The 25,215-nt window shown below is 61.0% G+C and carries 23 protein-coding genes; 5 read left to right on the forward strand and 18 right to left on the reverse strand.

What is annotated here, in order from left to right:
- Positions 1–251 precede the first annotated feature (251 nt).
- On the reverse strand, positions 252–1,082 hold the full coding sequence (locus KQP88_RS19835; protein WP_200995396.1) for a mechanosensitive ion channel family protein: 831 nt from the start codon (positions 1,080–1,082) through the stop codon (positions 252–254).
- Between the two features lie 122 nt (positions 1,083–1,204).
- Positions 1,205–1,684 carry a YajQ family cyclic di-GMP-binding protein gene (locus KQP88_RS19840; protein ID WP_025261700.1) on the reverse strand — a complete coding sequence of 160 codons (480 nt, stop codon included), beginning with the start codon at positions 1,682–1,684 and terminating at the stop codon, positions 1,205–1,207.
- 171 nt (positions 1,685–1,855) lie between these two features.
- Here KQP88_RS19840 and KQP88_RS19845 point away from each other — a divergent pair, with 171 nt between their 5' ends.
- From KQP88_RS19845 to KQP88_RS19855, 3 genes are read left to right on the forward strand one after another with little or no spacing between them, the layout of a single operon-like run.
- A complete protein-coding gene (locus tag KQP88_RS19845; protein WP_216703986.1) occupies positions 1,856–2,776 on the forward strand; it encodes a putative 2-dehydropantoate 2-reductase in 921 nt (306 codons plus the stop codon).
- Between the two features lie 44 nt (positions 2,777–2,820).
- The gene (locus tag KQP88_RS19850; protein ID WP_216703987.1) at positions 2,821–4,860 is read left to right on the forward strand and encodes a sensor histidine kinase; all 2,040 of its coding nucleotides are present in this window, start codon (positions 2,821–2,823) and stop codon (positions 4,858–4,860) included.
- A gap of 15 nt (positions 4,861–4,875) precedes the next feature.
- Positions 4,876–5,460 (forward strand): cob(I)yrinic acid a,c-diamide adenosyltransferase, encoded by a 585-nt coding sequence (locus tag KQP88_RS19855; RefSeq protein WP_216703988.1) that lies wholly within the window; start codon positions 4,876–4,878, stop codon positions 5,458–5,460.
- Positions 5,461–5,600: 140 nt separating this feature from the next.
- On the opposite strand, the gene KQP88_RS19860 is transcribed toward KQP88_RS19855, so the two are convergent.
- From KQP88_RS19860 to secA, 4 genes are all read right to left on the reverse strand, one after another.
- Complete coding sequence (locus KQP88_RS19860; RefSeq protein ID WP_216703989.1) at positions 5,601–6,545, reverse strand: Nudix family hydrolase; 945 nt, start codon at positions 6,543–6,545, stop codon at positions 5,601–5,603.
- On the reverse strand, positions 6,542–7,174 hold the full coding sequence (locus KQP88_RS19865) for a glutathione S-transferase family protein (protein WP_198724606.1): 633 nt from the start codon (positions 7,172–7,174) through the stop codon (positions 6,542–6,544). Before KQP88_RS19865 ends, KQP88_RS19860 begins: the two co-directional genes overlap by 4 nt.
- Positions 7,175–7,352: 178 nt before the next feature.
- Positions 7,353–8,570, reverse strand: coding sequence for a bifunctional glutamate N-acetyltransferase/amino-acid acetyltransferase ArgJ (argJ, locus tag KQP88_RS19870; protein ID WP_200995399.1), 1,218 nt, complete (start codon positions 8,568–8,570; stop codon positions 7,353–7,355).
- 111 nt (positions 8,571–8,681) lie between these two features.
- On the reverse strand, positions 8,682–11,423 hold the full coding sequence (gene secA / locus KQP88_RS19875) for a preprotein translocase subunit SecA (RefSeq protein WP_216703990.1): 2,742 nt from the start codon (positions 11,421–11,423) through the stop codon (positions 8,682–8,684).
- A 307-nt stretch (positions 11,424–11,730) separates the two neighbouring features.
- Here secA and KQP88_RS19880 point away from each other — a divergent pair, with 307 nt between their 5' ends.
- Positions 11,731–12,186 carry a DUF721 domain-containing protein gene (locus KQP88_RS19880; protein ID WP_122321681.1) on the forward strand — a complete coding sequence of 152 codons (456 nt, stop codon included), beginning with the start codon at positions 11,731–11,733 and terminating at the stop codon, positions 12,184–12,186.
- 3 nt (positions 12,187–12,189) lie between these two features.
- Here KQP88_RS19880 and KQP88_RS19885 read toward each other — a convergent pair whose 3' ends face one another.
- Genes KQP88_RS19885 through KQP88_RS19940 form a run of 12 tightly spaced genes read right to left on the reverse strand, consistent with a single transcriptional unit; the run spans position 12,190 to position 22,951 of the window.
- Positions 12,190–12,864 (reverse strand): type II secretion system protein N, encoded by a 675-nt coding sequence (locus tag KQP88_RS19885; RefSeq protein ID WP_216703991.1) that lies wholly within the window; start codon positions 12,862–12,864, stop codon positions 12,190–12,192.
- Positions 12,861–13,298: a type II secretion system protein GspM gene (gspM, locus tag KQP88_RS19890; protein WP_216703992.1), complete on the reverse strand. Its 438-nt coding sequence runs from the start codon at positions 13,296–13,298 to the stop codon at positions 12,861–12,863. Before gspM ends, KQP88_RS19885 begins: the two co-directional genes overlap by 4 nt.
- A complete protein-coding gene (locus KQP88_RS19895; protein WP_216703993.1) occupies positions 13,295–14,410 on the reverse strand; it encodes a type II secretion system protein GspL in 1,116 nt (371 codons plus the stop codon). Before KQP88_RS19895 ends, gspM begins: the two co-directional genes overlap by 4 nt.
- Positions 14,407–14,997, reverse strand: a complete 591-nt coding sequence (locus KQP88_RS19900) for a prepilin-type N-terminal cleavage/methylation domain-containing protein (protein WP_216703994.1) — start codon at positions 14,995–14,997, stop codon at positions 14,407–14,409. Before KQP88_RS19900 ends, KQP88_RS19895 begins: the two co-directional genes overlap by 4 nt.
- Positions 14,994–15,359 carry a type II secretion system protein gene (locus tag KQP88_RS19905; protein WP_216703995.1) on the reverse strand — a complete coding sequence of 122 codons (366 nt, stop codon included), beginning with the start codon at positions 15,357–15,359 and terminating at the stop codon, positions 14,994–14,996. The genes KQP88_RS19900 and KQP88_RS19905 overlap by 4 nt, the downstream gene beginning before the upstream one ends.
- Positions 15,356–15,805: a prepilin-type N-terminal cleavage/methylation domain-containing protein gene (locus KQP88_RS19910; RefSeq protein ID WP_216703996.1), complete on the reverse strand. Its 450-nt coding sequence runs from the start codon at positions 15,803–15,805 to the stop codon at positions 15,356–15,358. Before KQP88_RS19910 ends, KQP88_RS19905 begins: the two co-directional genes overlap by 4 nt.
- A gap of 2 nt (positions 15,806–15,807) precedes the next feature.
- Positions 15,808–16,245, reverse strand: coding sequence for a type II secretion system major pseudopilin GspG (gene gspG / locus KQP88_RS19915; protein WP_198724623.1), 438 nt, complete (start codon positions 16,243–16,245; stop codon positions 15,808–15,810).
- An 18-nt stretch (positions 16,246–16,263) separates the two neighbouring features.
- Positions 16,264–17,466, reverse strand: a complete 1,203-nt coding sequence (gene gspF / locus KQP88_RS19920; protein WP_216703997.1) for a type II secretion system inner membrane protein GspF — start codon at positions 17,464–17,466, stop codon at positions 16,264–16,266.
- Between the two features lie 3 nt (positions 17,467–17,469).
- Positions 17,470–18,918: a GspE/PulE family protein gene (locus tag KQP88_RS19925; RefSeq protein WP_318294942.1), complete on the reverse strand. Its 1,449-nt coding sequence runs from the start codon at positions 18,916–18,918 to the stop codon at positions 17,470–17,472.
- Between the two features lie 5 nt (positions 18,919–18,923).
- Complete coding sequence (gspD, locus tag KQP88_RS19930) at positions 18,924–20,870, reverse strand: type II secretion system secretin GspD (RefSeq protein ID WP_200995408.1); 1,947 nt, start codon at positions 20,868–20,870, stop codon at positions 18,924–18,926.
- 3 nt (positions 20,871–20,873) lie between these two features.
- Positions 20,874–21,302 carry a pilus assembly protein PilZ gene (locus KQP88_RS19935; RefSeq protein WP_216703999.1) on the reverse strand — a complete coding sequence of 143 codons (429 nt, stop codon included), beginning with the start codon at positions 21,300–21,302 and terminating at the stop codon, positions 20,874–20,876.
- Complete coding sequence (locus KQP88_RS19940; RefSeq protein ID WP_216704000.1) at positions 21,299–22,951, reverse strand: bifunctional UDP-sugar hydrolase/5'-nucleotidase; 1,653 nt, start codon at positions 22,949–22,951, stop codon at positions 21,299–21,301. The genes KQP88_RS19935 and KQP88_RS19940 overlap by 4 nt, the downstream gene beginning before the upstream one ends.
- 232 nt (positions 22,952–23,183) lie before the next feature.
- Between KQP88_RS19940 and KQP88_RS19945 the strand changes: the two genes are divergently transcribed.
- A complete protein-coding gene (locus tag KQP88_RS19945) occupies positions 23,184–25,214 on the forward strand; it encodes a PhoX family protein (RefSeq protein ID WP_216704001.1) in 2,031 nt (676 codons plus the stop codon).
- Position 25,215 lies beyond the last annotated feature (1 nt).

Here is a 25,215-nt window from a genome sequence, read left to right on the forward strand (position 1 = left end):
AGTTAAGAATTTACCTATTTAAAAGTGGTTATTTTTTGTACAAGAACCATGAAAAAAGTGCGCAGGCCTCTGCGCACCTGCGCAAAAATTTGCGCAGACGGCGGAAGCGCCTGGCTCATAAGGCCTGGCAGAGGTTTTGACGGGGATGTGTCAAAGAGGGGTGCGCAAGCATTTGCGCATCAAGGCTTGATGCCAGCATCCATCAGAAAGCCCGCTGCCGGGAGCAGCGGGCTTTCTGATCGAGCGGTCTCTTACTCCTGAACCACACGCACCATGCGTTGTGGCGAAGGGATATCGATACCCGCAGCTTTCAGGCGATCACGTGCCTCGATATTGAAGAGCGAACTCACATCGCCCATATCGCCGGTCTTGGTCCATACCCGCAACGACAGGGTAATGGCGTTTTCGCCCAGCGCCGCAACCACAGCCTGGGGCGCCGGATCAGCCAGGACACGCGGGTCCTTGGCCATTTCCAGCAGAACCTCAAGGGCTTTACGCAGGTCGGCATCGGGACTCACACCGATATCGAACACGATCTTGCGGGTCGGCTGACGGTTGGTGTTGGTGATGATGCCGTTGGACAGATTGCCGTTGGGCATGATCACCGTGCGGTTATCGCCAGTGCGCAGCACGGTATGGAAAATCTGGATACTGTCGACAGTACCCGCCACACCCTGAGCCTCGATCCAGTCACCGATACGGAACGGGCGGAACAGCAGAATCAGCACGCCACCCGCGAAATTCGCCAGACTGCCCTGCAAGGCCAGACCAATGGCCAGACCCGCAGCACCAATGGCTGCGACGAACGATGTGGTTTCCACACCTATCATCGACGCAACGCTCACCACCAGCAGAATCTTGAGGATGATGTTCGCCAGGCTGCTGACAAAACCCTGCAATGCCAGGTCGGCATTACGCAGTGCCAGCAATGCACCCAGCTTGCCGGTCAATCGGTTGATCAACCACCAGCCAATACACAGTGTTACCAGCGCAAGCAGCACACGGCTGCCGTATTGCATGATCATCGGAATCCAGCTTTGTGAAACCTTCCACAGCTGATCGACTTCTGCGCTCAAATCCATCTTGTTTCTCCTGCCTGTCACTCACCAATCTTGAAAGGACTGCCGGAAACAATCATTTCAGCGTCTACTACAGGGGTGTTCGGACCTGCCCGGGAATCAAGGGTTCCCGGGCGCACGAAACACTAGTCACGGAAGTTGTTGAATTGCAGCGGCATCCCCGAGTCGTATGTACGCAGTAAAGCAATGGCTTCTTGCAGGTCATCGCGCTTTTTACCCGTGACGCGCACTTGTTCACCCTGAATGGCGGCCTGCACTTTCAGTTTAGCGTCCTTGATATGGGCGACAATTTTCTTGGCCAGCTCCTTGTCGATACCTTCCCTGAGTACCGCTTCCTGCTTCATCACCTTGCCCGAAGCATAAGCTTCCTTGACCTCAAGGCATTTCACGTCGATCTTGCGCTTGACCAGGGCAAGCTTGAGGATTTCGATCATCGCTTCAAGCTGGAACTCTGCCTCGGCGGTGAGCGTGACGGTCAGCTCCTTGAACTCGAAAGTGCCTTTGCCTTTGAGGTCATAGCGACGGTCCAGCTCTTTGATGGCGTTATCGACGGCATTAGTGACTTCGTGTTTATCCAATTCGGACACTACGTCGAACGATGGCATGTAATTTCTCCAGATAAACGGCGCGCCCGATCAAAGCGGACACGCGTGACTTGACGGTATGAAAGAACGCTCATTATAACGAGACTTTCCAGGCGTTCACTGCGAGCCTTTCATGCCGACTTTCGATTTCATCGCTGCAAGGTCGTTCAACCTTGCGGACATGCACCTCTGATGGCCGCCCTCTGGCACATACTCGGCGCAGGCAGCCTGGGCAGTCTGTGGGCCGCACGGCTGGCCCGTGCGGGCGTGCCGGTGCGTCTGGTCCTGCGCAATAAAGCGCGGCTGGAAGCCTATCAGGCCAATGGCGGCTGTCTGACGCTGGTGGAAAACGGCGTTGCCCAGCCGGTCTTCATTCAGGCCCAGACCCTCGACAGCAACGAGCCCATCGAACGTCTGCTGGTAGCCTGCAAGGCTTATGATGCCGAACAGGCCGTGGCCCAGGTGGCTGCGCGCCTGCATCCAGACGCAGACGTCATCCTGTTGCAGAACGGCCTGGGCAGCCAGGATGCGGTGGCGGCACGCATTCCACATACCCGCTGCATGTTTGCATCGAGCACCGAAGGCGCCTTTCGCGAATCGGACTGGCGCGTGGTATTCGCGGGCCACGGCTACACATGGCTGGGCGATGCCCGTGAACCAACGCCGCCTGCCCTTCTGCAAGACTTGCATGACAGCGGCATTGCCCACGAATGGACACCCGATATCCTGACGCGCCTGTGGCGCAAGCTGGCCTTGAATTGCGCCATCAACCCCCTGACTGTTCTGCATGATTGCCGCAACGGCGGCCTGCTGGAGCATCACTGCGAAGTGGCGACGCTGTGCGTCGAACTCACGGACCTGCTGGAGCGTTGCGGCCAGCCTGCTGCGGCACGGGACCTGCACACTGAAGTGCAGCGGGTGATCCAGGCCACAGCGGCCAATTACTCGTCGATGTATCAGGACGTGGCCAATGGCCGACGCACGGAAATCAGCTACCTGCTCGGTTACGCCTGCGCAGCAGCCATTCGTCATCAATGTGCCGTGCCTCACTTGCAGCAGTTGCAGGTGCGCCTGACCGGCCATCTCGCAAGCAAGGGTTTGCGTACCGACTAGCTCACGCTACCCTGCTGCTTCATCCTTCGCGTGTGATCCGCCCCATGCCATTGCGCCAGCGCCTAGAAAACCTGCCCGTGGGCCAGAAACTGCTGGCAGCCCTGCTGGTCCTGCTGACCACAGTGCTGCTGGTCGCCAACCTGACCTTTATCAGCGCCGCTTACTACATCTCTCAGGAAGCCATGGCCCCGCAGGCCCTGCAGACCATCGGACGCCTGATCAGCAGCCCCAATCTCAACGAACAGGCATTGAACTCGCCGCTCAATGCCAACGCCTTGCTCAAGGAACTCAAGAGCTACGGGCCGTTGCGTGCCGCAGCGCTCTACGACAACGACGGCAATCGTCTGGCGCAGATGCAACAGGGCGAAGGGCTTCACCTTCCCGCCCATTACGGCGATATCGAAGGCTGGCGTCTGACCGAGTTTCGCAACACACAAATCATTACCGTGCCCAAGGGCGATCAGGCTCCGGGGCATTTGTTGCTGGTTGCCAGCAGCGAACTGCCGACGGCGTTCTACACCGGCACGCTGACCGCAAGCCTGGGCATTCTGGTGTTCAGTGTGCTGCTGTGGCTGGTCGTGGCCAGACAGATCCGGCGTCTGATTACCGAACCCATCTATCAGCTCGAAGAACTGTCGCGCCAGGTCACCCGCGAAGAAAACTATGCCCTGCGCGCAGGCCCCGGCAACGAAGACGAAATCGGCAAACTGGCCGAAGCCTTCAACACCATGTTGTCGCGCATCGAAGCCCGCGAGCAACAACTCAAGCGCGCCCGCGACGACTCGCAGGAAGCCTACGCCCAGGCTCAGGGCATGGCCGAGGAAACCCGCCACACCAATCGCAAGCTTGAGCTGGAGGTCAAGGTTCGCAGCAAGATCGAGAAAAAACTCACCGGCTTTCAGAATTACCTCAACAGCATCATCGACTCCATGCCCTCGGCGATGATTGCCTTGGATGAACAGCTATATGTCACCCAGTGGAATCAGGAGGCCACCGCCCTGTCCGGCACGACCCTGGACGAAGCCCTCAACCAGCCGATCTTCATTGCCTTCGAGCCAATGAGAGCCTTCCTGCCCCAGATCAAGCAGACCGTCGAGCAGCACAGCGTCACCAAGATCGAGCGCGTGACCTGGATCAAGGGCGACGAGGCGCGCAGCTATGCCCTGACCTTCTACCCGCTGACAGGCGATGCGGGCCGTGGCGTGGTGATCCGGATTGATGACATCACCCAGCGCATTTCTCTGGAAGAAATGATGGTGCAGTCGGAAAAGATGCTCTCCGTTGGCGGGCTGGCAGCCGGTATGGCTCACGAAATCAATAACCCGCTGGGCGCGATCCTGCATAACGTGCAGAACATTCGCCGCCGTCTCTCGCCGGAGTTGCCCAAGAACATCGAGCAGGCAGAGTCGGACGGCATCGATCTGAATACCGTCAATCATTACCTGACTGGCCGCGGCGTTCCGCAACTGCTGGACGGCATTCAACAGGCCGGCGCGCGGGCCGCAAAGATCGTCAGCCATATGCTCAATTTCAGCCGTTTGAGCAACCGACAGCTGACCCCTTGCGACCTCCCCGCCCTGATTGATCAGGCGCTGGAAATCGCTGGCAACGACTTTGACCTGGCAATCGGTTTCGACTTCAAGGGCCAGCACATCATCCGCCAGTTCGACCCGGAACTGGGACCTGTGCCTTGTATCCCCAACGAGCTGGAACAGGTGCTGCTCAACCTGCTGAAGAACGCCGCCCAGGCCATTCACCAGCGTTCGGAAAGCGAAGCCGAGCCGGGACGCATCACCTTGCGCACCCGTCTCAACCCGCCATGGGCCGAAATTCAGGTCGAAGACAACGGTATCGGTATGGCCGAGAACGTGCGCAAGCGTACTTTCGAGCCTTTTTTCACCACCAAGGAAATCGGCCAGGGCACTGGACTCGGGCTGTCGGTGTCGTACTTCATCATCACCAACAACCACAAAGGTCAGATGGAAGTGCAATCGGCCATCGGCATGGGAACCTGCTTCACCCTGCGCCTGCCTCTGGTGGGCAATCAGGCGAATGTGCAGCAACAGGTCATTTCAAAGTTGTAACCAGGAGCCATACAGATGGGCTTTCGTTTGTCGAAGATTTACACACGCACCGGCGATGCCGGGGAAACCGGGCTGGGCGACGGTCGTCGAGTGTCCAAGGATCATCCGCGTGTCGAGGCCATCGGTGAAGTCGATACCCTCAACAGTCAGCTGGGGTTGCTGCTGGCCGGGCTGAACGAGCAAGTGCAACGCACTCCTGCACTCAGTGAAGTGATCGAGGTCCTGAGCCCTTGCCAGCATCGTCTGTTCGATCTGGGCGGTGAACTGGCCATGCCGGCCTATCAGGCACTGAACGCTGCTGAAGTCGAGCGTCTGGAAGCCGCAATCGATGTGTGGAACGACGAAGTCGGCCCCCTGGAAAACTTCATCCTGCCAGGGGGCTCGATGCTGATCGCCCAGGCCCACGTCTGCCGCAGCCTGGCTCGCAGTGCAGAACGGCGCTGTCAGCACCTCAATGCTCAGGAACCCTTGGCGGGTGTCGGGCTGGCGTATATCAATCGGCTGTCGGACTTGCTGTTCGTTGCCGCCCGGATAATCGCCCGACGCCAAGGCATCGCGGAAATCCTCTGGCAACCCGCCCCCAAGCCAGAAAAACCCTGACCCGCTCACTTGTGGGAGGGGCCTTGGCCGCGACGACCAGCTGAAGGGCAACAGATTTTTAGTGCCTTCACTTCAACAAGCTGTCGCGGCCAAGGCCCCTCCCACAGATTGTGACCACCCCAAATTTGTCGGGGAGTCGGTCAGGCGCCAGGCCAGAAGGCGCGGATTCCGGCAACACCTTGTGCGCCGCTTTCCCAGGCGCGCTGACGGTCATCCGGGCCGACACCGCCCAGCAGGAATACCGGCTTCGTGAAGCCAGCGATCAGGCGGGAAGCTTCTTCCCAGCCCAGTGGCTGCGCGTCTGGATGCGTCTGGGTCGGCTGGACCGGTGACAGGGTGACGAAGTCCACGCCCATCTGCTCGGCCAGTGCCAGCTCTTCAGCGTTATGGCAGGAAGCTGCCAGCCAGCGGTCTTCGGGGAATGGGCGGCCACGGCTGGCGTACTTGCGCAGTTGTTCCGCCGTCAGGTGCCATCCGGCGGACGGGAAATCACCCAGCCATTCCAGAGGTCCCTTGAGCATCAGTTGCGCCTTGCCTGCGCACAAGCCCACCGCATCCACGGCCAGATCCCGATATTGCGGATCATAACCACCCGGTGCCCGTAGCTGGACCAGCTTGATGCCGCCTGCGATGGCTTTCTGCATGCCGCGCAGCAGCTCGGAGGTTTCGAGACCATCAGGCGTAATCAGGTACTCGCCGGGCAAACGTGCCGCCGCAACAATCGGTTTGTTGGCTGCCGGGAATTCGTAACCGGCCAGTTCGCGCTGACTGGCCCAGACCAATGGCTGCCCTTCGGCACCATGGGGCTCGCCGGTAAAGGCCGAAACTTCCCAGACGTCGAGCAAGACCTGTTTGTCCGGGTAATCGTGCTGGATCTTGATCAGCGGACGCGCCGCGGTGACGCCAATCCCCAGTTCTTCCTGCAGTTCACGGCTCAATGCGGCCTGGACAGCCTCCCCGGCTTCAACCTTGCCGCCGGGAAACTCCCACAAACCGCCCTGATGCTGGTTATCTGCACGCTTGGCGATAAGAATCCTGCCGTCAGCGCCACGAATGACAGCGGCGGCCACATGAACACGTTTCACTCATCGGTCTCCTGCAAGGCAGCCTGTTGCCAGCTCTGGAAAGCAGGCCACTGGTAAAGGGTTTCAATATAGGCCAGCGCTTCGGCAGGCAAGGCTACGCGGTAGCCGCGCAGACGAATGGCCACCGGCGCAAAGAAGGCATCGGCAATGCTCGGCTGACCGAACAGGAACGGGCCGCTCTCGGCCGACGCTGCACGGCACTCGCTCCACAGGGCAACGATTCGATCGATGTCCTGTTGCGTATCGACCGGAATGACTTCCAGTGCCTGATCGCGCTGCAGGTCCATGGGCATGTTGGAGCGCAGGCTCATGAAGGCACTGTGCATTTGTGCGCAGGCCGAACGGGCCTGGGCACGGGCGGCGGTATCACGTGGCCAGAGGTTGGCTTCGGGGAAACGCTCGTGCAGGTATTCGCAGATGGCCAGGGAATCGATGATGGTCCCGTGCTCGCATTGCAACGCAGGAACCTTACCGGTCGGCGAGTACTTGAGAATCTGTTCGCGGGTGTCCGGCTTGTTCAGGCGAATCACCTGATCGGTGTAAGGCGCGCCAGTCATTGCCAGCACCAGCCAAGGGCGCAGCGACCAGGAGGAATAGCGTTTGTCGCCGATGATGAGGTGCAGAGACATGTCCTTGGCTCCAGAGTCAGACAATGTAATGCCGATCAGTTAAGGCACAAACAAAACGTGTGGGAGGCAGCTTGCTGGCGAAAAGGCCTGAAAACCGGCAGATATTCTGCGGCTGTACGCGACAGTCGCCAGCAAGCTGCCTCCCACAACGTGATTGATGACCTGAACTGATGGGGGATCAGGTGCGGTATTCGGCGTTGATCTTCACGTACTCGTGGGACAGGTCGGTGGTCCAGATCGTTTCGCTGCAATCACCACGGCCCAGCTCGATACGGATGGTGATTTCTTCCTGAGCCATGACTGCCGAACCCTGTTCCTCAGTGTAGGTCGTGGCGCGGCAGCCTTTGCTGGCGATGCACACGTTGCCCAGGAATACGTCGATCTTGCTCACGTCCAGATCCGGTACGCCTGCACGGCCCACGGCCGCCAGGATACGACCCCAGTTAGGGTCGGAAGCGAACAGCGCGGTCTTGATCAGGGGCGAGTGAGCCACGGCATAACCGACATCCAGGCATTCCTGGTGGTTACCGCCGCCATTGACTTCAACGGTCACGAACTTGGTCGCGCCTTCGCCGTCACGCACGATGGCCTGGGCCACTTCCATGCAGACGTCAAAAACCGCCTTCTTCAAGGCTTCGAACAGCGGGCCCTTGGCTTCGGTCACGGCAGGTACATCGGCCTGACCGGTGGCGATCAGCATGCAGCAGTCGTTGGTCGAGGTGTCGCCATCGATGGTGATGCGGTTGAACGACTTGTTCGCGCCGTCGCGGATCAGGTCCTGCAATACGCTCTGGGAAACCTTGGCGTCGGTCGCGATGTAGCCGAGCATGGTCGCCATGTTCGGACGGATCATGCCCGCGCCCTTGCTGATGCCGGTCACGGTGACGGTAACGCCCTCGTACTGGAACTGACGGCTCGCGCCTTTTGGCAAGGTGTCGGTGGTCATGATGCCGGTCGCGGCAGCAGCCCAGTTATCCACAGACAGATCATCAAGAGCGGCCTGCAAGGCGCCTTCGATCTTTTCCACAGGCAACGGCTCACCGATGACGCCGGTGGAATAAGGCAGCACAGCGCTGGCATCGACGCCTGCCAATTCTGCAAGACGGGCGCAGGTGCGGGTCGCAGCCGCCAGGCCTGGTTCACCGGTACCGGCGTTGGCGTTGCCGGTGTTGGTCAGCAGGTAACGCACCGGGCCTTGTACGCGCTGTTTGGCCAGGATGACCGGCGCTGCGCAGAACGCGTTCAGGGTGAACACGCCGGCAACACTGGAACCTTCGGCACATCGCATGACTACAACGTCCTTGCGACCCGGGCGTTTGATGCCGGCAGAAGCAATACCCAGTTCAAAACCGGGAACCGGGTGCAATGTAGGCAAAGGACCAAGACCAACAGCCATGAGTGCGCTCCTTGAGCAGTATCTGCGCCGTCCGCATCGGTACGGCAATCTAATGAAAAAACGCCGCGACGGGTAAGCCGGTCGCGGCGCGGGTATTACAGTGTCAGAGCCTTAACCGATCTGGCCGTGACAGTGCTTGAACTTCTTGCCTGAACCACACCAGCACAGCTCGTTGCGGCCCAGTTTCATGTCGTTGCGAACCGGCGCGGGAGCAGCGGCAACAGCTACGTCACCACCCTCTTCAACCAGTGCTGGCTGATCGAGGCCTGGCGCTTCGGCATGTTCGAACTGCATGCGCTTGGCGAGCTCTTCGGATTCGCGACGCAGACGCGCCTCTTCTTCCTCCGGGTCTTCGCGACGGACCTGAACATGGGACAGCACGCGAATGGTGTCGCGCTTGATGGAATCCAGCAGCTCCTGGAACAGGGTGAAGGACTCGCGCTTGTATTCCTGTTTCGGGTTCTTCTGTGCGTAACCGCGCAGGTGAATACCGTGACGCAGGTGGTCCATGGTCGACAGGTGGTCTTTCCACAGGTCGTCCAGCACGCGCAGCAGAATCTGTTTCTCGAAAGTGCGCAGGGCTTCGGCGCTGGCCTGATCTTCTTTCTCGGTGTAGGCCACCATCAGCTCTGCCAGAATCTTCTCGCGCAGGGTTTCTTCGTGCAGGTTATCGTCTTCGTCGAGCCACTGCTGGATCGGCAGTTTCACGGCGAAATCGCTGTTGAGCGACGCTTCCAGACCGGCCACATCCCACTGCTCTGGCAGCGATTGTGGCGGAATGTGCTGGCTGATCAGACCACTGAGCACTTCTTCACGGAAGTCGCTGATGGTGTCACCGATGTTGGTGGCCGCCAGCAGGCTGTTACGCATGTGGTAGATCACTTTACGCTGCTCGTTGGCAACGTCGTCGAACTCGAGCAATTGCTTGCGGATATCGAAGTTGCGACCTTCAACCTTGCGCTGGGCCTTTTCGATAGCGTTGGTCACCATGCGGTGCTCGATCGCTTCGCCGGACTGCATGCCCAGGGCTTTCATGAAGTTCTTCACCCGGTCAGAGGCAAAGATGCGCATCAGGCTGTCTTCAAGCGACAGATAGAAACGGCTGGAACCGGTATCGCCCTGACGACCGGCGCGACCGCGCAGCTGATTGTCGATACGACGCGATTCATGGCGCTCGGAAGCGATGACGTGCAAGCCACCCGCCTCGATCACCTGCTGATGGCGTTTCTGCCAGTCGGCCTTGATCTGGGCGATCTGCTCGGGAGTCGGGTTTTCGAGGTTGGCAACTTCGACTTCCCAGTTGCCGCCCAGCAGGATGTCGGTACCACGACCGGCCATGTTGGTGGCGATGGTCAGCGCACCCGGACGACCGGCCTGGGCGATGATTTCCGCTTCCTTCTCGTGGAACTTGGCGTTCAGGACCTTGTGATCGATACCTTCCTTCTTGAGCAGGTTGGACATGTGCTCGGAGGTTTCGATGGTCGCCGTACCCACCAGTACCGGACGGTTCTCTGCCAGACAGGCCTTGATATCGGCGACGATGGCCGCGTACTTCTCTTCCGCCGTCAGGTAGACGAGGTCGTTGAAGTCCTTGCGCGCCAGCGGTTTGTTCGGCGGAATCACCATGACCGACAGGTTGTAGATCTGGTGGAACTCGAACGCTTCGGTGTCCGCAGTACCGGTCATGCCGGACAGCTTGCTGTACAGACGGAAGTAGTTCTGGAACGTGGTCGAAGCCAGGGTCTGGCTTTCGGCCTGAATGTTCAGGTTTTCCTTGGCTTCGATGGCCTGGTGCAGGCCTTCGGAGAGGCGACGACCCGGCATGGTACGACCGGTGTGTTCGTCGACCAGCAGGATCTGACCGTCCTGGACGATGTATTCGACGTTGCGGTTGAACAGCGTGTGAGCGCGCAGACCGGCATAAACGTGGGTCAGCAGGCCCAGGTTGTGTGCCGAGTACAGGCTCTCGCCTTCAGCCAGCAGACCGACTTCGGTGAGCAGTTCTTCGATGAACTGGTGACCGGCTTCGTTCAGCTCGACCTGACGGCTCTTCTCGTCGATGGTGTAGTGACCGGCCTTGGTGACCTGACCTTCCACTTCTTCGATATGGCGCTCAAGACGCGGAATCAGACGGTTGATTTCGGTGTACAGACGGGAGCTGTCTTCGGCCTGACCGGAAATGATCAGCGGCGTACGGGCTTCGTCGATGAGAATCGAGTCGACTTCGTCGATCACACAGAAGTTGAGTTCGCGCTGGAACTTGTCTTCCATGCTGAACGCCATGTTGTCGCGCAGGTAGTCGAAACCGAATTCGTTGTTGGTACCGTAAGTGATGTCGGCAGCGTAGGCGGCGCGCTTCTCTTCCGGTGGCTGGAACGGCGTGACGATCCCTACGGTCAGGCCGAGGAATTCGTACAGCGGACGCATCCAGTTGGCGTCACGACGAGCCAGATAGTCGTTCACGGTAACCACGTGAACGCCCTTGCCGGACAATGCGTTCAGGTAAACCGCGAGCGTACCTACCAGGGTTTTACCTTCACCGGTACGCATTTCAGCGATCTGACCTTCGTGCAGGGTCATGCCACCGATCAACTGGACGTCGAAGTGGCGCATACCCATGACACGCTTGCCCGCTTCACGCGCAACCGCGAAAGCTTCTGGAAGGAGCTTATCGAGGGTCTCGCCTTTGGCTATGCGGGCCTTGAACTCTTCGGTCTTGGCACGCAGTTGCTCGTCCGAAAGGGCCACCATTTGCTCTTCGAAGGCATTGACGATCTGTACCGTCTTGAGCATGCGTTTGACTTCACGCTCGTTCTTGCTTCCAAAAAGTTTTTTTAACAAAGGCGCAAACATATCGACAGGATCTTCCACACATAGGAATGGAGGGCGGCCCCGTGAGTCGCCCGTGCAGCCTTATGGCCGCATGCGAACGAGCATTCTACCCGGAAACGGTGGTGAGGAAAGTGGCGTTATTCCACGATGCTGGCACAGCGCTGTTACGGGGCAGTCTTACAATGGGGCCATTATTCAGCACTTCAACCCTTGAAGGGCCGAAGTTACTCGTTGATTTGTATATAAAAGCACGGAAAGCCCGCCGAACGAAGCTGCAAGAGCGCTTTCTGTTAACATGAAGACTTTGTCATCCCCCGGCAACGCACCCATGGCCTTTCGTCCCCTCACTGCCAGAGCCCCCGCCGTACTGCTGCGCGACGCCAAGCCGCTCAAGGCCATTTTTCGCCATGCCGAGCGCTTGAGCCACCTTCAGCGCCTGCTCGAAAGCCAGTTGCAGCCCGCCGCCCGGGAACACTGCCATGTGGCTTCGTGGCGCGAAGGCACCCTGCTGCTGATCGTGACTGACGGTCACTGGGCGACGCGCCTGCGCTATCAGCAGAAGCGTCTGCAGCGGCAATTGGTCGCTTTCGACGAGTTCGCCAGCCTGATGAGGATTGTCTTCAAGGTACAGCCTCCCACCGTGGCCAGGGGTGCCGTCGGTCACACCATCGACCTGTCGCCTGCCGCGGCCGAAAGTATCCAGGCCACTGCAGAAGGCATCAGCGACCCGAAACTGCGCGCCGCGCTGGAGCGTCTGGCCAGCCACGCCAAGGACAAGAAGTAAGTATCAGCGCCTGCCCAAAACCGTTTCAAATTGCGACGAGCCCGCCTTGAGCACCCCGCTCTGAACCAGCAGCGGTGCCACCATTGCCGTCGGTTCGACCTGACCGCTCACTTTCATCCGACGGGTGACAGGCTCCAGGCCGATCTCGAAACGATGCTCACCCTCGCGCCGGACCTCGGCCAACAGTTTCAATCCATCGAGGCACTCAAGCCTGAGATGAGCGTTGCCCAGTATCACCATCCACGGCGACAGCACGGCCAGGTCATTGCCCTGAAGACTCCCTTCACCAGACGTACATTTCGCGCCACGGCCCTGCATCAGCAAACGTCCTTGCCAGCGACCATCCACGACGTAGGCCGTGGCCGGGGTAACAAGAGTGCCCGCGGGCGCAAGCTCGGCAGTCCACGCCCAAGGCCAGCCTTGCAGTTTGAGTTCCCAGACTTGCTGCTGAAACCCGGCGCTCACCAAGCCTTGCCCTATCCAGGGCCGAAGGCTCCAGCTCACAGGCCCGATGCTCCCCAGTCGCTCGGCTCGTCCGTGCCACAGGGTCCCGGCAACGCCCTGCGGCTGCCAGCCAGACGTCCAGGGGACGAAGCGAGCCAGAAAGGCGGCGGGCATATTCAGCAAAAGCGTCAGGACAAACACCAGCGCGCCGAGCATCCATAGCTTGCGGCTCATGGAAGCCTCCCCGCACGCCCGACATCCAGGCTGAACACCAGACTCTGATGACCTTGTTCGAGGCTCCAGCGCAGCGGTCGTCCGCCTTGTTCCTGGATGCTGCGCATGAGTTGCGCCAGAGGTTCAGCGCGGCTCAACTCACCTTGCAACTGCCAGATATCGCCTCGCTGCTCGACCCGCGTCAGTACCAGCCCTCGGGCACCGGCCAGCGCCTGCCAGTAGTCGGCGGTAAACGCCGGGCCGGGGCTCAGCGCCTGGGCCTGCTGCGCCAGAAGCGGCCACTGACGCAGGTCCTTGCCCCAGGCCAGCAAGGGACGACCGATCAGCACCAGCAATAACGTCAGCACAACGACCCAACCCGCCAACAGCGCATAACGCCGGGCAGGCGGCAAGGCGGCGAAAGCGTTTGAAGCCCGCAGAATCAATGCATTCATGGCTGCCCATCCAGATTGAAATTGAGGGTTAGCAGGGAGGTCTTTTCATTCGTTTCAACGCTGACCTTCGCCCCCGCCGCCTTGGCCATGACCTGCCAATGAGTCGTGTCGGGAGGTGAAGCATTGCCACTCAACACCAGTCGCAGGGTTCGCCCATCGAAATAAGTCCCGGACACGCCCCAGTCTTTCTGGCTGTCGAGCCACAGCGTCATGGCCTGTTCCAGCTCGACAACCTGCTGCTGACGGCTTCGCCAGTCAGTCTGTTCGGACTGCAGACGAGACAACACTCGCGCTGCCTGCCGGGCATTGTCGACCGGACCGGTCAAGGCTTCGACCTGAGCTTTCCATACAGGCACCTGCTGCCAGAATTGCCCCAGCATCAGCGCGCCCCAACAGAGCGCCAGCACACCACAGACACCCGCCAGACGAGACAGACTTTTGCCAAATGGCGATGCCCGACGCCGAGTTTTTGGACGACGAGCACCTGAGCGTACCAACAGATTGGGCAAACGACTCAACGTAGCCCAACGGGAAGGCCATGGCCCGGTCATTTCCTCGCTCGGCTGTCGCCAGTTCTCGGGCGGCTCACCCAGCACATCCGGCCACACCAGCCAGTGCTGCAAATCGTTGTCAGCGCCGCGGATCAGGCAACGGCCTTCAGGACGCGACCAGCTCAGTGCCTGACCAGCGGCCTGCGTCGGCAGCAATTGCAACTCGGCCCACAGATAATCGGGGGATACGCCCAGCTCTTCGCACTCGCTCAACCAGCGCTGAACCTGTGCGCGCTCGACTACCAGCAATTCCAGATGCCCGGCGAGCCGCGACAGGCAACTGACCTGCACCGCTTCGGCAGGCTGTTGCAGCAGGTCCTCCAGCAACATCGGCCATTCATGAGGCTTGAGCCCCGGTGGCGCGGGCACCTGAAAATGGCTGCACTGCGCGGCGGGCATGATCAGTGCGACGGTGTCCTGCAGACAGTGCGCAGGCGGCGGCCAGTCGCCCTGCTCGTCTCCCGGCAGGCGGCGCCATTGCCATGCACCCGTGGCGGCAGGACGCAGCAGCAACCAATGACGCTGCACACGGCGTTTGAGACTCCAGCGTTCAACGATCATGGGCGGCTATCGGGCAAGCTGAAGGTACAGACATAAGGCGCTCCATGACGCTCGAATTCGAGTCGCACGCCCCGGTCGGGCTGAAGTGCGACGTTGGAAGGGAACGCCAGCCAGCGGGTCCCCTGATAAAAACTGAAACCGACCTTGTCGACCTCATCCAGCTGTTCGCGACGCTCCCAGCGAGGTGCGCCGACGGCATACAGGTCAGGCGAAGTCCACAGGCTCAAACGCCGTTCCCGTGGATTGAATTCCAGCCGCTGCCGCTGTGTTCTCGACTGACCTTCGACCTCGGGCCAGGCGGTCAGGGCGACCCAGCCCAACTGATTCGCGGCCGGGTCCCAGTCGAGCCAGTTCATCGACAACGGCAGACGTTGTTCATACAAACGCCGCAACACCAACCCATCGAAACGCCGCTCCAGGGCCAGACAGAACTCCAGCACCAGCGGCTCGTTACCCGGTTCAGCCAAACGCTCGCGAACCTTGATCCAGCCATTCACCAGAGCGGCCAGCACCACACCGACGACAGCCGTCAGCGCCATGGCCACCAGCAACTCGATGAGGGTCAGCCCACGCTGGTTAACGCTCACGGGCGCACCAGAAAAACGGTGTAGTTTCCCAGTGGCTCGCGCTCGTCGCGGGCGGCGAACAGCGCCAACTCACCCCGGCGCAGGTTCTGAACACCGGTCATGCCCAAGTCCATCCGCCAGTAGCAAACCCTGTCGCCCTGCTGCAATTCGCCGCTGACCTTGCTGATCTGCGGCCAGTAGCGCTCGACGCCGAAACGCGCCTCCAGCTCACGGGCACACAGGGCGCCCAGTCGATGCTGCTGAACGGCCTGATGCACGGTAATGCGCTGGCGCAGCATCTGGCTGACCATCATGGTCATGACCGCCGCGATACCCAGCGCCACCATGACTTCCAGCAGCGTGAAACCGCACTGGCGCTTCATGGCAGCCTGACCTGCGTCAGGCTGTTATCCGTGCGCCACTCCCAGCGCTGTCGCCCCTCTGGCCATTGCCAGTTCAGGTTCACTGCGGCGGCCACACCCAATGGTGTGAACACAACACGAGGCTCGTCAGACACCGGCCAGTCCACCAGTAACCCTTGGGGCCAGGGCTTCAGGCGCCTTGAATCGACGACCCAGCGGGTCTGACCCTGGTTGCGCTCCAGACGGACAAACTCCGGCTGCCGGCCATTCCAGCGCATTCCCGATACCTGCCCGCTGTGCCGGGCCTGGGCCGCTTGAGTACGGGCTTCGGCAGCCAGTTTTTCCAGAGCCTGCTGCATCGGTGCATGACCTGAATCCAGCCAGGCCACGCTCAGGGCACTGAACAGCCCGATGATCAGCAACACCACCAGAATTTCCAGCAGTGAAAAGCCCCGTGAAACCTTCACGTCTAGAGGTTCCAGTTCCCGATATCGCCATCGGTGCCTTCCCCGCCCTGGGCTCCATCAGCCCCCAGCGAGTAGATATCGATGCGTCCATGCTCGCCCGGCGCACGGTAGTGATACGGGTTGCCCCACGGGTCCGCCGGCAGGCGACGGATGTAGCCGTCGGCCCGCCATGAGCGAGCCAGTGGCTCCACCGAGGGCGCGCTGGTCAGGGCCGCAAGACCTTGCTCGGTGCTGGGGTAGCGCAGGTTGTCGAGGCGATACATGTCCAGCGCCTGCTCAAGGGTGGACAGGTCGGCCAGGACTTTCTGGCGCATGGCCTTGTCCTGGTTACCCAGAACGCTGGGGGCAACCACGGCGATCAACAGGCCGATGATGAAAATCACCACCATGATTTCCATCAGCGTGAAGCCACGCTGGCGACGTGAGGCAGGCTTGGACATACGACGGTTCTCCATGAGTCAGAAAGTGAGTCCTTGGTTGAGCTGCATGATCGGCAACAGCACGGCCAGGACGATGAACAGCACCACGGCGCCCATCACCAGAATCATCAGGGGCTCGAACAAGGCCATGAGCATGTCCACATGACGGGTGAAACTGCGTTCCTGGTTGTCAGCCACCCGTTCGAGCATGTCCGGCAAGGTCCCGCTGGCCTCGCCGCTGGCGACCATGTTGAGCAGCAGCGGCGGAAAATGACCGGCAGCGTTGAGGGCACGATGCAGGCTGACGCCGCCCTCGACCTGTTCACGAACGGTTTCCAGCGCCCGATGCACTTCACGGTTGCTCACGGTGGCAGTCGCCACGTGCAGGGCTTCGAGCAACGGCACGCCGCTGCCCACCAGAATCGCCAGACTGCGGGCCAGCCGGGCGCTTTCCAGCACGGTCAGCAACGGACCGACCTTGGGCAGGCGCAGCAGGCTGCGGTCCAGGCGCAATCGCCAATGGGCCTTGCGCAGCAGGAAACCCGCACCAACGGAGGCCAACAGCCCCAGTGCCAGCAACCACGGGCCGACATGCACCAGCCCTTCGCTGATGCCGATCAGCAATTGGGTAATCAGCGGCAGGCTCTGCCCGGTATGGCTGAATTGCTCGGTGAGTTTGGGGACCACGAAAGTCATCAGGCCAATGACCACGGCCAGAGAAACCAGCATCAGCACCGCCGGATAGATCATCGCGGTACGGGCCTTGTGTCGCTGGCGCTGGACTTGTTCAAGGTGCTCGGCCAGACGCTCCAGCACCGGCGCCAGCTTGCCGGAACGCTCGCCCGCCTCTACCAGTGCGCAATACAGCCCATTGAACAGACCGCCCTGGCGTCGCAGGCTCTGGGCCAGACTGTGCCCTTCCCCGAGCGCGCCGCGCACGGCCACCAACAGGTTGCGAATCGCAGGTTCGGCCAGTTGTCGTTCGAGTGTCGCCAGGGCATCCACCAGCGCAATCCCGGCACTGAGCAGCGTCGCCAACTGGCGCGTCAGTTCGCACAACTGGGTGTGATTGAGGCGCTGGCCCCGTGGACTGCGAGAGGTCGGGTCCTGAATCTGCAAGTCCCGGGCGAACAGGCCTTGCTCACGCAAGAGCTGTCGGGCGTGCCGCTCGCTTTCTGCCTGAAGGCTGGCTTTGCGCGTGCGACCTGCCGGGTCGAGCGCCTGATAGCGATAAGTCGGCATCGGTCAGCCCCGCACCGCGCGCAGTACCTGCGCCAGGCTGGTTTCGCCGCGTCGCAGGCATTCGGTGGCCATGGCCGCCAGACTTTGTCGCTTGTCAGCCAGGTAGTCCTGCATCGCGACCTCGCTGGCGCCGTCGTACAGCAAGGCAATCAGGCCAGCATCCAGTTCGATGAATTCGTACAACCCCATGCGGCCGTCATAGCCACTGCCCTGGCAGGAGTCGCAGCCTTGAGGGTGAAAGCTTTCGGTGAGCCCGGCCAGTTCCGGCCACAGCATCCGCTCGGCGTCTTGCAAGGGTTGCGCAACGGCGCAATGACACAAGCGGCGCACCAGTCGCTGGGCCAGCACGCCCTTGAGGGTCGAGGCGATGAGGAAGGGTTCGATGCCCATGTCCCGCAAGCGAGTCACCGCGCCCACCGCGCTGTTGGTGTGCAGGGTGGAAAGCACCAGATGCCCGGTAAGGCTGGCCTGCACGGCGATCTGGGCTGTCTCGCGGTCACGGATTTCACCCAGCATGATCACGTCCGGGTCCTGACGCAGAATGGCCCGCAGACCATTGGCAAACGTCATTCCGGCCTTGGGGTTGATCGCGGTCTGACCGATACCGGTAATCGCGTACTCGACCGGGTCTTCCACCGTAAGAATGTTACAGGAGCCATCGTTGAGGCTGTTCAGGCTGGCGTAGAGCGTGGTGGTCTTGCCCGAGCCGGTCGGGCCGGTGCTGAGCACGATGCCGTTGGGACGTTGCAGACAGGCTCGCAGCCCCTGCTCCACTTCAAACGGCATGCCGAGGTTGCCCAGATCCAGCAGGCTCGCCTGTTTATCCAGCACCCGCATCACCACGCGCTCGCCATGAATGCCCGGCAAGGTCGAGACGCGAATGTCCACTTCACGCCCGGCAGAGCGCAGGGTAATCCGGCCATCCTGAGGCTGACGCTTTTCGGCGATATCCAGCCGGGCCATGACCTTGATCCGCGACACCAGCATCGTCGACAACGCACGAGGCGGACGCAGCACTTCACGCATGTGCCCATCGATGCGCAGACGAATCACCAGACTCGCCTCGAAGGTTTCCACATGAATGTCCGAAGCCCGCAAACGCAACGCTTCGCCGAACAGGCCGTTGATCAGACGAATGACCGGCGCGTCGTTATCGTTCTCCAGCAGGTCTTCGATCTTCGGCAGTTCGCTCATCAGGCTGTCGAGGTCGACCTGCTCGCCAATCCCGTCGATCAGCGCAGCGGTGGCCGACTCGCCGGCCTGATACAGCTCCCCGAGCCGGGTTTCATAATCCTGGGTCGAAAGGTGTTCCACTGTGCGCGGCGCACCATGCACCCGCATCACTTCCTGCAAGGTGTCGGTGTCGCTTCCGGCCCTCAGCCATAGCTGCCAGCCCGCATCACCCGGCACCCTGGCGACGCCGGTCTGGCGTGCCACGCGATACGGCAGCAGTGCGCTTACCATGCGCCCTGATCCAGACGTTCGCGACTGGCCGGAAACAATTGCAGCAGCGGGTCACCCTCGGTTGCACCCGGCAGTGCCAACGAGGTGCTGGCCTTGAGGTTGCGGTATTTCTCGCTGCTGAGCTGAGCCAGCGTCTCGCCGTCGCGCACGATGCGCGGGCGGATGAAGACCATCAGGTTCTGTTTGACCCTTTGGGTCGAGTCGGAGCGAAACAGTCGCCCCAGCACCGGAATATCACCCAGCAATGGCACACGCTGATCGCTGGTGGTGGACTCATCACCGATCAGCCCGCCCAGCACCACCAGACCGTTATCTTCGACCATGACCTTGGTCTTGATCTCGCGCTTGTTGGTGATGACATCGCTGGCCGTGGTGCTGTCGGCAATCGAGGAAACCTCTTGCACGATGTCCAGGCGCACGGTGTTGTCGATGTTGATCTGCGGCTTGATGCGCAGCTTCACACCCACTTCCTTGCGTTCGATGGTCTGGTAGGGATTGGTGTTGTCCTGGGTCACCGAGCCGGTCACGAAGGGCACTTCCTGCCCCACCAGAATCGACGCTTCGGCGTTATCCAGCGTGAGCAAGGTCGGCGTCGACAAAAGGTTGAAACCGCTCTGGCTTTTCAGGGCATTGAGCAAGGCCAGAAAATTCAGCCCGCCACCGCTCAGGTTGCCGACCCCGGCGGTCACACCCTGAACCCCGGCCAGCAATTGCCCCAGGCCTGCCGTGTCCCCGGCCTGTGCCAGCGCGCCAACGCTGGTGACGCTCGGCGCATTATTGCCGCTGAAATTGATCGCGCCGCCACCGAAATTGTTGCCCTGAAACAGCCATTGCACGCCCAGCTCCTGAGCGCGGGTGTCCGACACTTCGGCAATGATGGCTTCGACCACCACCTGGGCACGACGGATATCCAGTTGCTCGACAATGCTGCGATAGGCCGTCAATTCGCTGTCCGGCCCGACCATCACCACGGCATTGGTGCCTTCCTCGTATTCCATGCGAATGCCCGACGTGCTGACCGGCACGGACTTCTCGCTGCCCTGAGCGGAGGATGTCGGCGCAGCGATGTCCTGACTGAGGCCGCGCAGGACCTTGACCACTTCGGCCGCATTGGCATGGCGCAGGTAGATCACCACGGTGTTGGAGTTGTGCTGCGGGTCGTAAGGCTTATCCAGTTGCTTGAGCAAGGCCCGCACACGGGCACGGCTGTCGGTGCTGCCGCGCACCAGCAAGGCATTGCTGCGCGGATCGGCCACCACTTGCGCACTGTCGGCGCCCTGCTCGCGAGCCAGCAGGCGCGTGACCAGTTGCGCGGTGTCGTTGGCGTTGGCATTTTTCAGGGGCAGCACTTCCAGGGGTTCCTGACTGACCTGATCGAGCTGAACCAGAAGGCTGTCGATACGATCCAGGTTGCTGCGCCAGTCGGTAATCACCAAGAGGTTGGCCGAAGGGTACGGCGTGATCACCCCCACTCGCGGGTCGATCAGCGGCTTGAGGATATTGAGCATCTGTTCGCTGGCAGCGTTGCGCACGTTGAACACGCGGGTCGCCATGCCATCGTTGGCCTGCGACGCATTGCGGCCCGCCTCCACCGGCACGGGCTCAAGGCGAGCGGCCTGATCCGGGACAATCTTCACGCTGCCGTTTGGCAGGTCCACCGCCGCGAAACCCTGGGCGCGCAGTTGAGCCAGGAAAATATCGTAGATCTCTTCACTGCCCAGCATCTCGCTGCTGCGCACCGTGACCTTGCCTTTGACTCGCGGGTCGATGATGAACGTGGTGTGGGTGATGCGCGAGACGCTGTCGATGAACTCGCTGAGTTCGGTATCGACAAAGTTGACCTCATACAGCGGCTCTTCTTCGGCACTCACACCGGTCAGGGTCAGAGCACACAGCAGAAGGGCAAGACGCAGCGGTTGCTTGAGACGAATGAAGGTCATTGCTTATCCCTGTTGCTTGAAGCCGAAGAAGGGCCGTTGCGCAGGCCATGGCAAACGTTCGAGCTTGCCGTTGTTGTCGAACACCATGCCCAGCTCATCGATGTCATGCAGAGAAACGCCGGGGGCCAGTTTCTGGCCGCGAGCCAGAGTGCGTTGGCGCTGCTCGAAACGCAGCACCACCACCGTGGCGCTCAGGGGAATGGCCTTGAGGCTACCCAGGTATTCGATACCCAGCGTGGTCAGGGGCAATTCATTGCTGAGGACGGGACCGGCCCGCCAGTGGCTGCTCAACAGACCGGCCACTGGCGCCGGGGCCGCGCTACCGGTGACGGGTCGCGCCAGCCCATGCCAGGCCTGCAACACACACTGCGCCGCCAGCCAGCCGATCAGTATCACCAGCAGCACATGGCTCGCCCAGGCAAGACGGATCATGCAGCCGACTCTCGTGGATGCCAGCCGGGATGACCTTGTACGTAACGCATTCCGGGCAATTGCAAAGGTGCGATGCGCCAGTCGGCAGGACGCTCGCGCAGCCAGGCTTCAAGGTGCTGCCAGAGCGGCTGACCGGCCTGAGCATCGAAACCCAGGCCAAAGGTGCGACACTGCCCGGCGGGTTCACCCACGCCATTGATCCGCTTGCCACCCGCGCTGTAAGTGACCTCCCATGACTGGCCCATCCAGCGCGGCAAGTCCTGGCTGTTGTCCAGCAGCAACATATCGCCAAACATTTGCTCGGCGACGTTTTCCAGCACTCTGGGGACCTGCTTCGCGGGCACATTCACCACCGGAGCCGGATAGCTGCCGGTCAGACTGATAAGGTGTTCGCGGGTAATCATCTGCCCTTGCGCCAGCGGACTGTCGTAACGCAGGCCCGGCAGCAGCACGGAACTGTCGGGACGCTCGGCCAATGCCTCATGCAGCAACCGGTCCCAACTGCCGCCGCGCACATCCCGACGCCAGAGGTTTTCCGGCGCACGGGCCAGCGGCTCGTCCAGCCAGCCTGCATGGGCGGCGCGCTGCTGTTGGGTGAGCTGCCGAATGCGCTGGGCCTGGACCTGATCAGCCGCCGTCAGGGTGCTTTCCAGCGCCGGGTGAAAGCGCGCCGTGAACTGCCACTGCCCCTCGACCTGCTGGCAACGAATACGAAAGGCTCCGCTGGCACGGGTCCCGCCCAATATCACAGGCACACGCTTGCCAGAGGCCTGCATGATTTCCACGGGCTGCGGCCAGAGATCCTGCCCACGGGCGCACAGCACCATGTCGATCTGCGGCAGACGTTCGGCCAGCCAGATCCCGGGACCGGTGCCGACATCGGCCAGGGCAATGACCAGATCGGCATCGGCCCGGGCACGCTCAAGTGCCGGTTGCAGGCTGTCGTGCCATTGTTTGAGTGACAGTTTCTGATCCCGGGCGTAGGGGTCGGTAATGCCGACGACCGCCATGCGAATTCCGCCGCGACGAAAGAACGTCACGGCTTCAGTGCCCAGGCGCTGGCTGGCATCCGCTGCCAGGTCTGCGCCCAGAACCGGATGCCCGAACTGACGATACAGACCGGCACAGTGTTGCGGCCAGAGCAGACGCTCATCGCTGCTGACCCGCACTTCAGTGCCCAGCAATGCACTGCCTTGAACACCGGACTTGCCCTGAGTCAGATAAGCCAGGCCACTGCCATTCCAGCATTGGCCGTTCTCCAGCGTGAGGCTGTTGCCCTCACCCGCTTCACTGCGAAAACGCTGTAGCAACGCGCCCAGCACCGGATAACCACCGGTTTCGACATGCTGACTCAGGCTGGCGTCGAGCAGGCTGTTGAGTGAGGTTTGATCGGGTGCGTGAACGCGGGCATTGCTCCCCGTGATCCAGGGTGCCTGGCCGATACGGGTCGCCGGCCCCAGGTGCGTGGCGGGAACCACCGGCTTGCCAGGCTGGCGAGCATCCAGGGTGTCGGCCACATACAGCAGATCGACATAGCTGCCGCTGGCCACAGAACCTCTGTACTGAAGGCTTGAGCAGGCCGATAGCAACGGCGCCATGGCACCTGCCGTCATCCATCCCAACACATCGCGCCGCGCCATTGAAGCCATCGTTCTTGTGTCCTGAGGCGAATCCTTCACAGGGGCGGCATATTGGCGATGGAAAATGACAGTTTGATGGCAGATTTTTAACCTGGACCTTCACGACCCTCTCTGTAACAAAATGAAATAACTACGACGATTTTCAGACACTTTCTTAATAAAACTGCCAATGAATCATCACACTCGGCTTCTACAGTCCCGGTTCCTTTTCCAAACCTATTTCATAAAAAGGACCTGATGAATGAGTCGTAATACCGGCGATAACCAGAACCGCAACCTGAGTACCAACGAACCGCTGTCATCCGTGCTGGACACTTATCTGAGCCGTCGCAGCGTGGTACGTGGCGGGCTGGGTGCTGCCATTGCCATGATTGCGGGCGTCGGGCTTACCGGCTGCTTCGACAGTGGCAGCGATTCGAATGACGACCCGGCACCGACACCCGATACGCCAGCGAGCCTGAAACTGGGCTTCACCTCGATCCCTGGCTCGCGCACCGACGCCGTTACCGTGGCCGCCGGTTATACCGCTCATGTTCTCGCCCCATGGGGCACGCCGCTCAGCAATCTGGCCAACCCCTGGAAAAGCGACGGCAGCAACACCTCTACCGATCAGGCCAACTCCATGGGCATGCACCATGACGGCATGCACTATTTCCCCATCAACGGCAGTTCCACTGATGGTCTGCTGGCGATCAACTTTGAATACATCGACCAGACCGCCCTTCACCCGTCAGGTCCGACCCTGGTTGGCGGCGTTCGCCCGGTCGAAGAAGTGCGCAAGGAAATCAACGCCCATGGCGCTGGCGTCGTGCGTATCAGCAAGGTCGGCAACCGCTGGCAGGTGGTGGAAAACGATCCACTGAACCGCCGCTTCACCACGGCCTCGGTCATGAACCTGTCCGGCCCGCTCAAAGGCACTGATCACGTCAAGACCGTGTTCTCTACCGACGGCAGCCAGACTCGCGGCACCAACAACAACTGCGGCAACGGTTACACGCCATGGGGCACTTACCTGACCTGTGAAGAGAACTGGCCGGGGATTTTCGTCAACAAAGGCACTCGTCCTGCAGACCAAGTGCGTATCGGCATCGCCACCTCGAACGGCAACTATCGTTGGGAAACCGCTGCGGGCGATGCTTCCGAGGTCAACGGCGAGTTCACCCGTTTCAACATCACCCCGTCAGGCGCCACCGCCACGGACGACTACCGCAACGAAGCCAGCACTTATGGCTATATCGTTGAAATCGACCCGTACAACGCCAGCACCCTGCCGGTAAAACGCACCGCCCTTGGCCGCTTCCGTCACGAAGGCTGCTGGCCGGGCCTGACCACTCCCGGCAAACCGGTGGTGTTCTACATGGGCGACGACTCGCAGAATGAATACCTCTACAAGTTCGTCTCCACCGCCCTGTGGGATGCAGCCGACGCCAACCCGAGCGATCGCCTGGCCACCGGCGCCAAGTACATGGACAGCGGCAAACTCTATGTCGCCCGCTTCAACGCCGACGGCAGCGGCAACTGGCTGTTGCTCGACGTGGCCACAGCGACAACCGACAGCAGCACCCTGGGTGCCAAGTTCACCGACCTGCCAGGCATCATCCTCAACACCCGCGGTGCTGCGGATGCGGTCGGCGCAACGCCGATGGACCGCCCGGAATGGACAGCCGTCAACCCGCTCAATGGCGACGTCTATCTGACCCTGACCAACAACACCAGCCGCACCACGGCGAACGCCGCCAACCCGCGGGTCAACAACAAGCACGGGCACATCATCCGCTGGCATGATGCCGACGATCTGGTGTCGTTCACCTGGGACATCTTCGTCTTTGGCGCCAACGCTTCCGGCACGGCAGACATCAACCGCTCCGGCCTGACCGAACTGAACCAGTTCGCCAGCCCGGACGGCATGAGCTTCGATAGCCGTGGCGTGCTGTGGGTCCAGACCGACAACGGCGAATCCACCATCACCAGCTACACCAACGACCAGATGCTGGCGGTCATTCCGACCAACATGGTCGATGCGCAAGGCAAACAGATTCCGGTCAATGCCCAGAACCAGGGCGACCTGCGTCGTTTCTTCGTCGGCCCCAATGGCAGCGAAGTCACCGGCCTGGCCTTTACGCCGGACAACAAGACCATGTTCGTCAACATCCAGCACCCCGATAACTGGCCATCGACCGATGTGGCGACCGACGTGACCGTCGGAACCGTAAGGCCACGCGCGTCAACCGTGGTCATCCAGCGTGCTGATGGAGGTGATCTGGCGGTGTAGT

This window comes from Pseudomonas lijiangensis (genome assembly GCF_018968705.1).
In the GTDB taxonomy this organism is placed as follows: Bacteria; Pseudomonadota; Gammaproteobacteria; order Pseudomonadales; family Pseudomonadaceae; genus Aquipseudomonas; species Aquipseudomonas lijiangensis.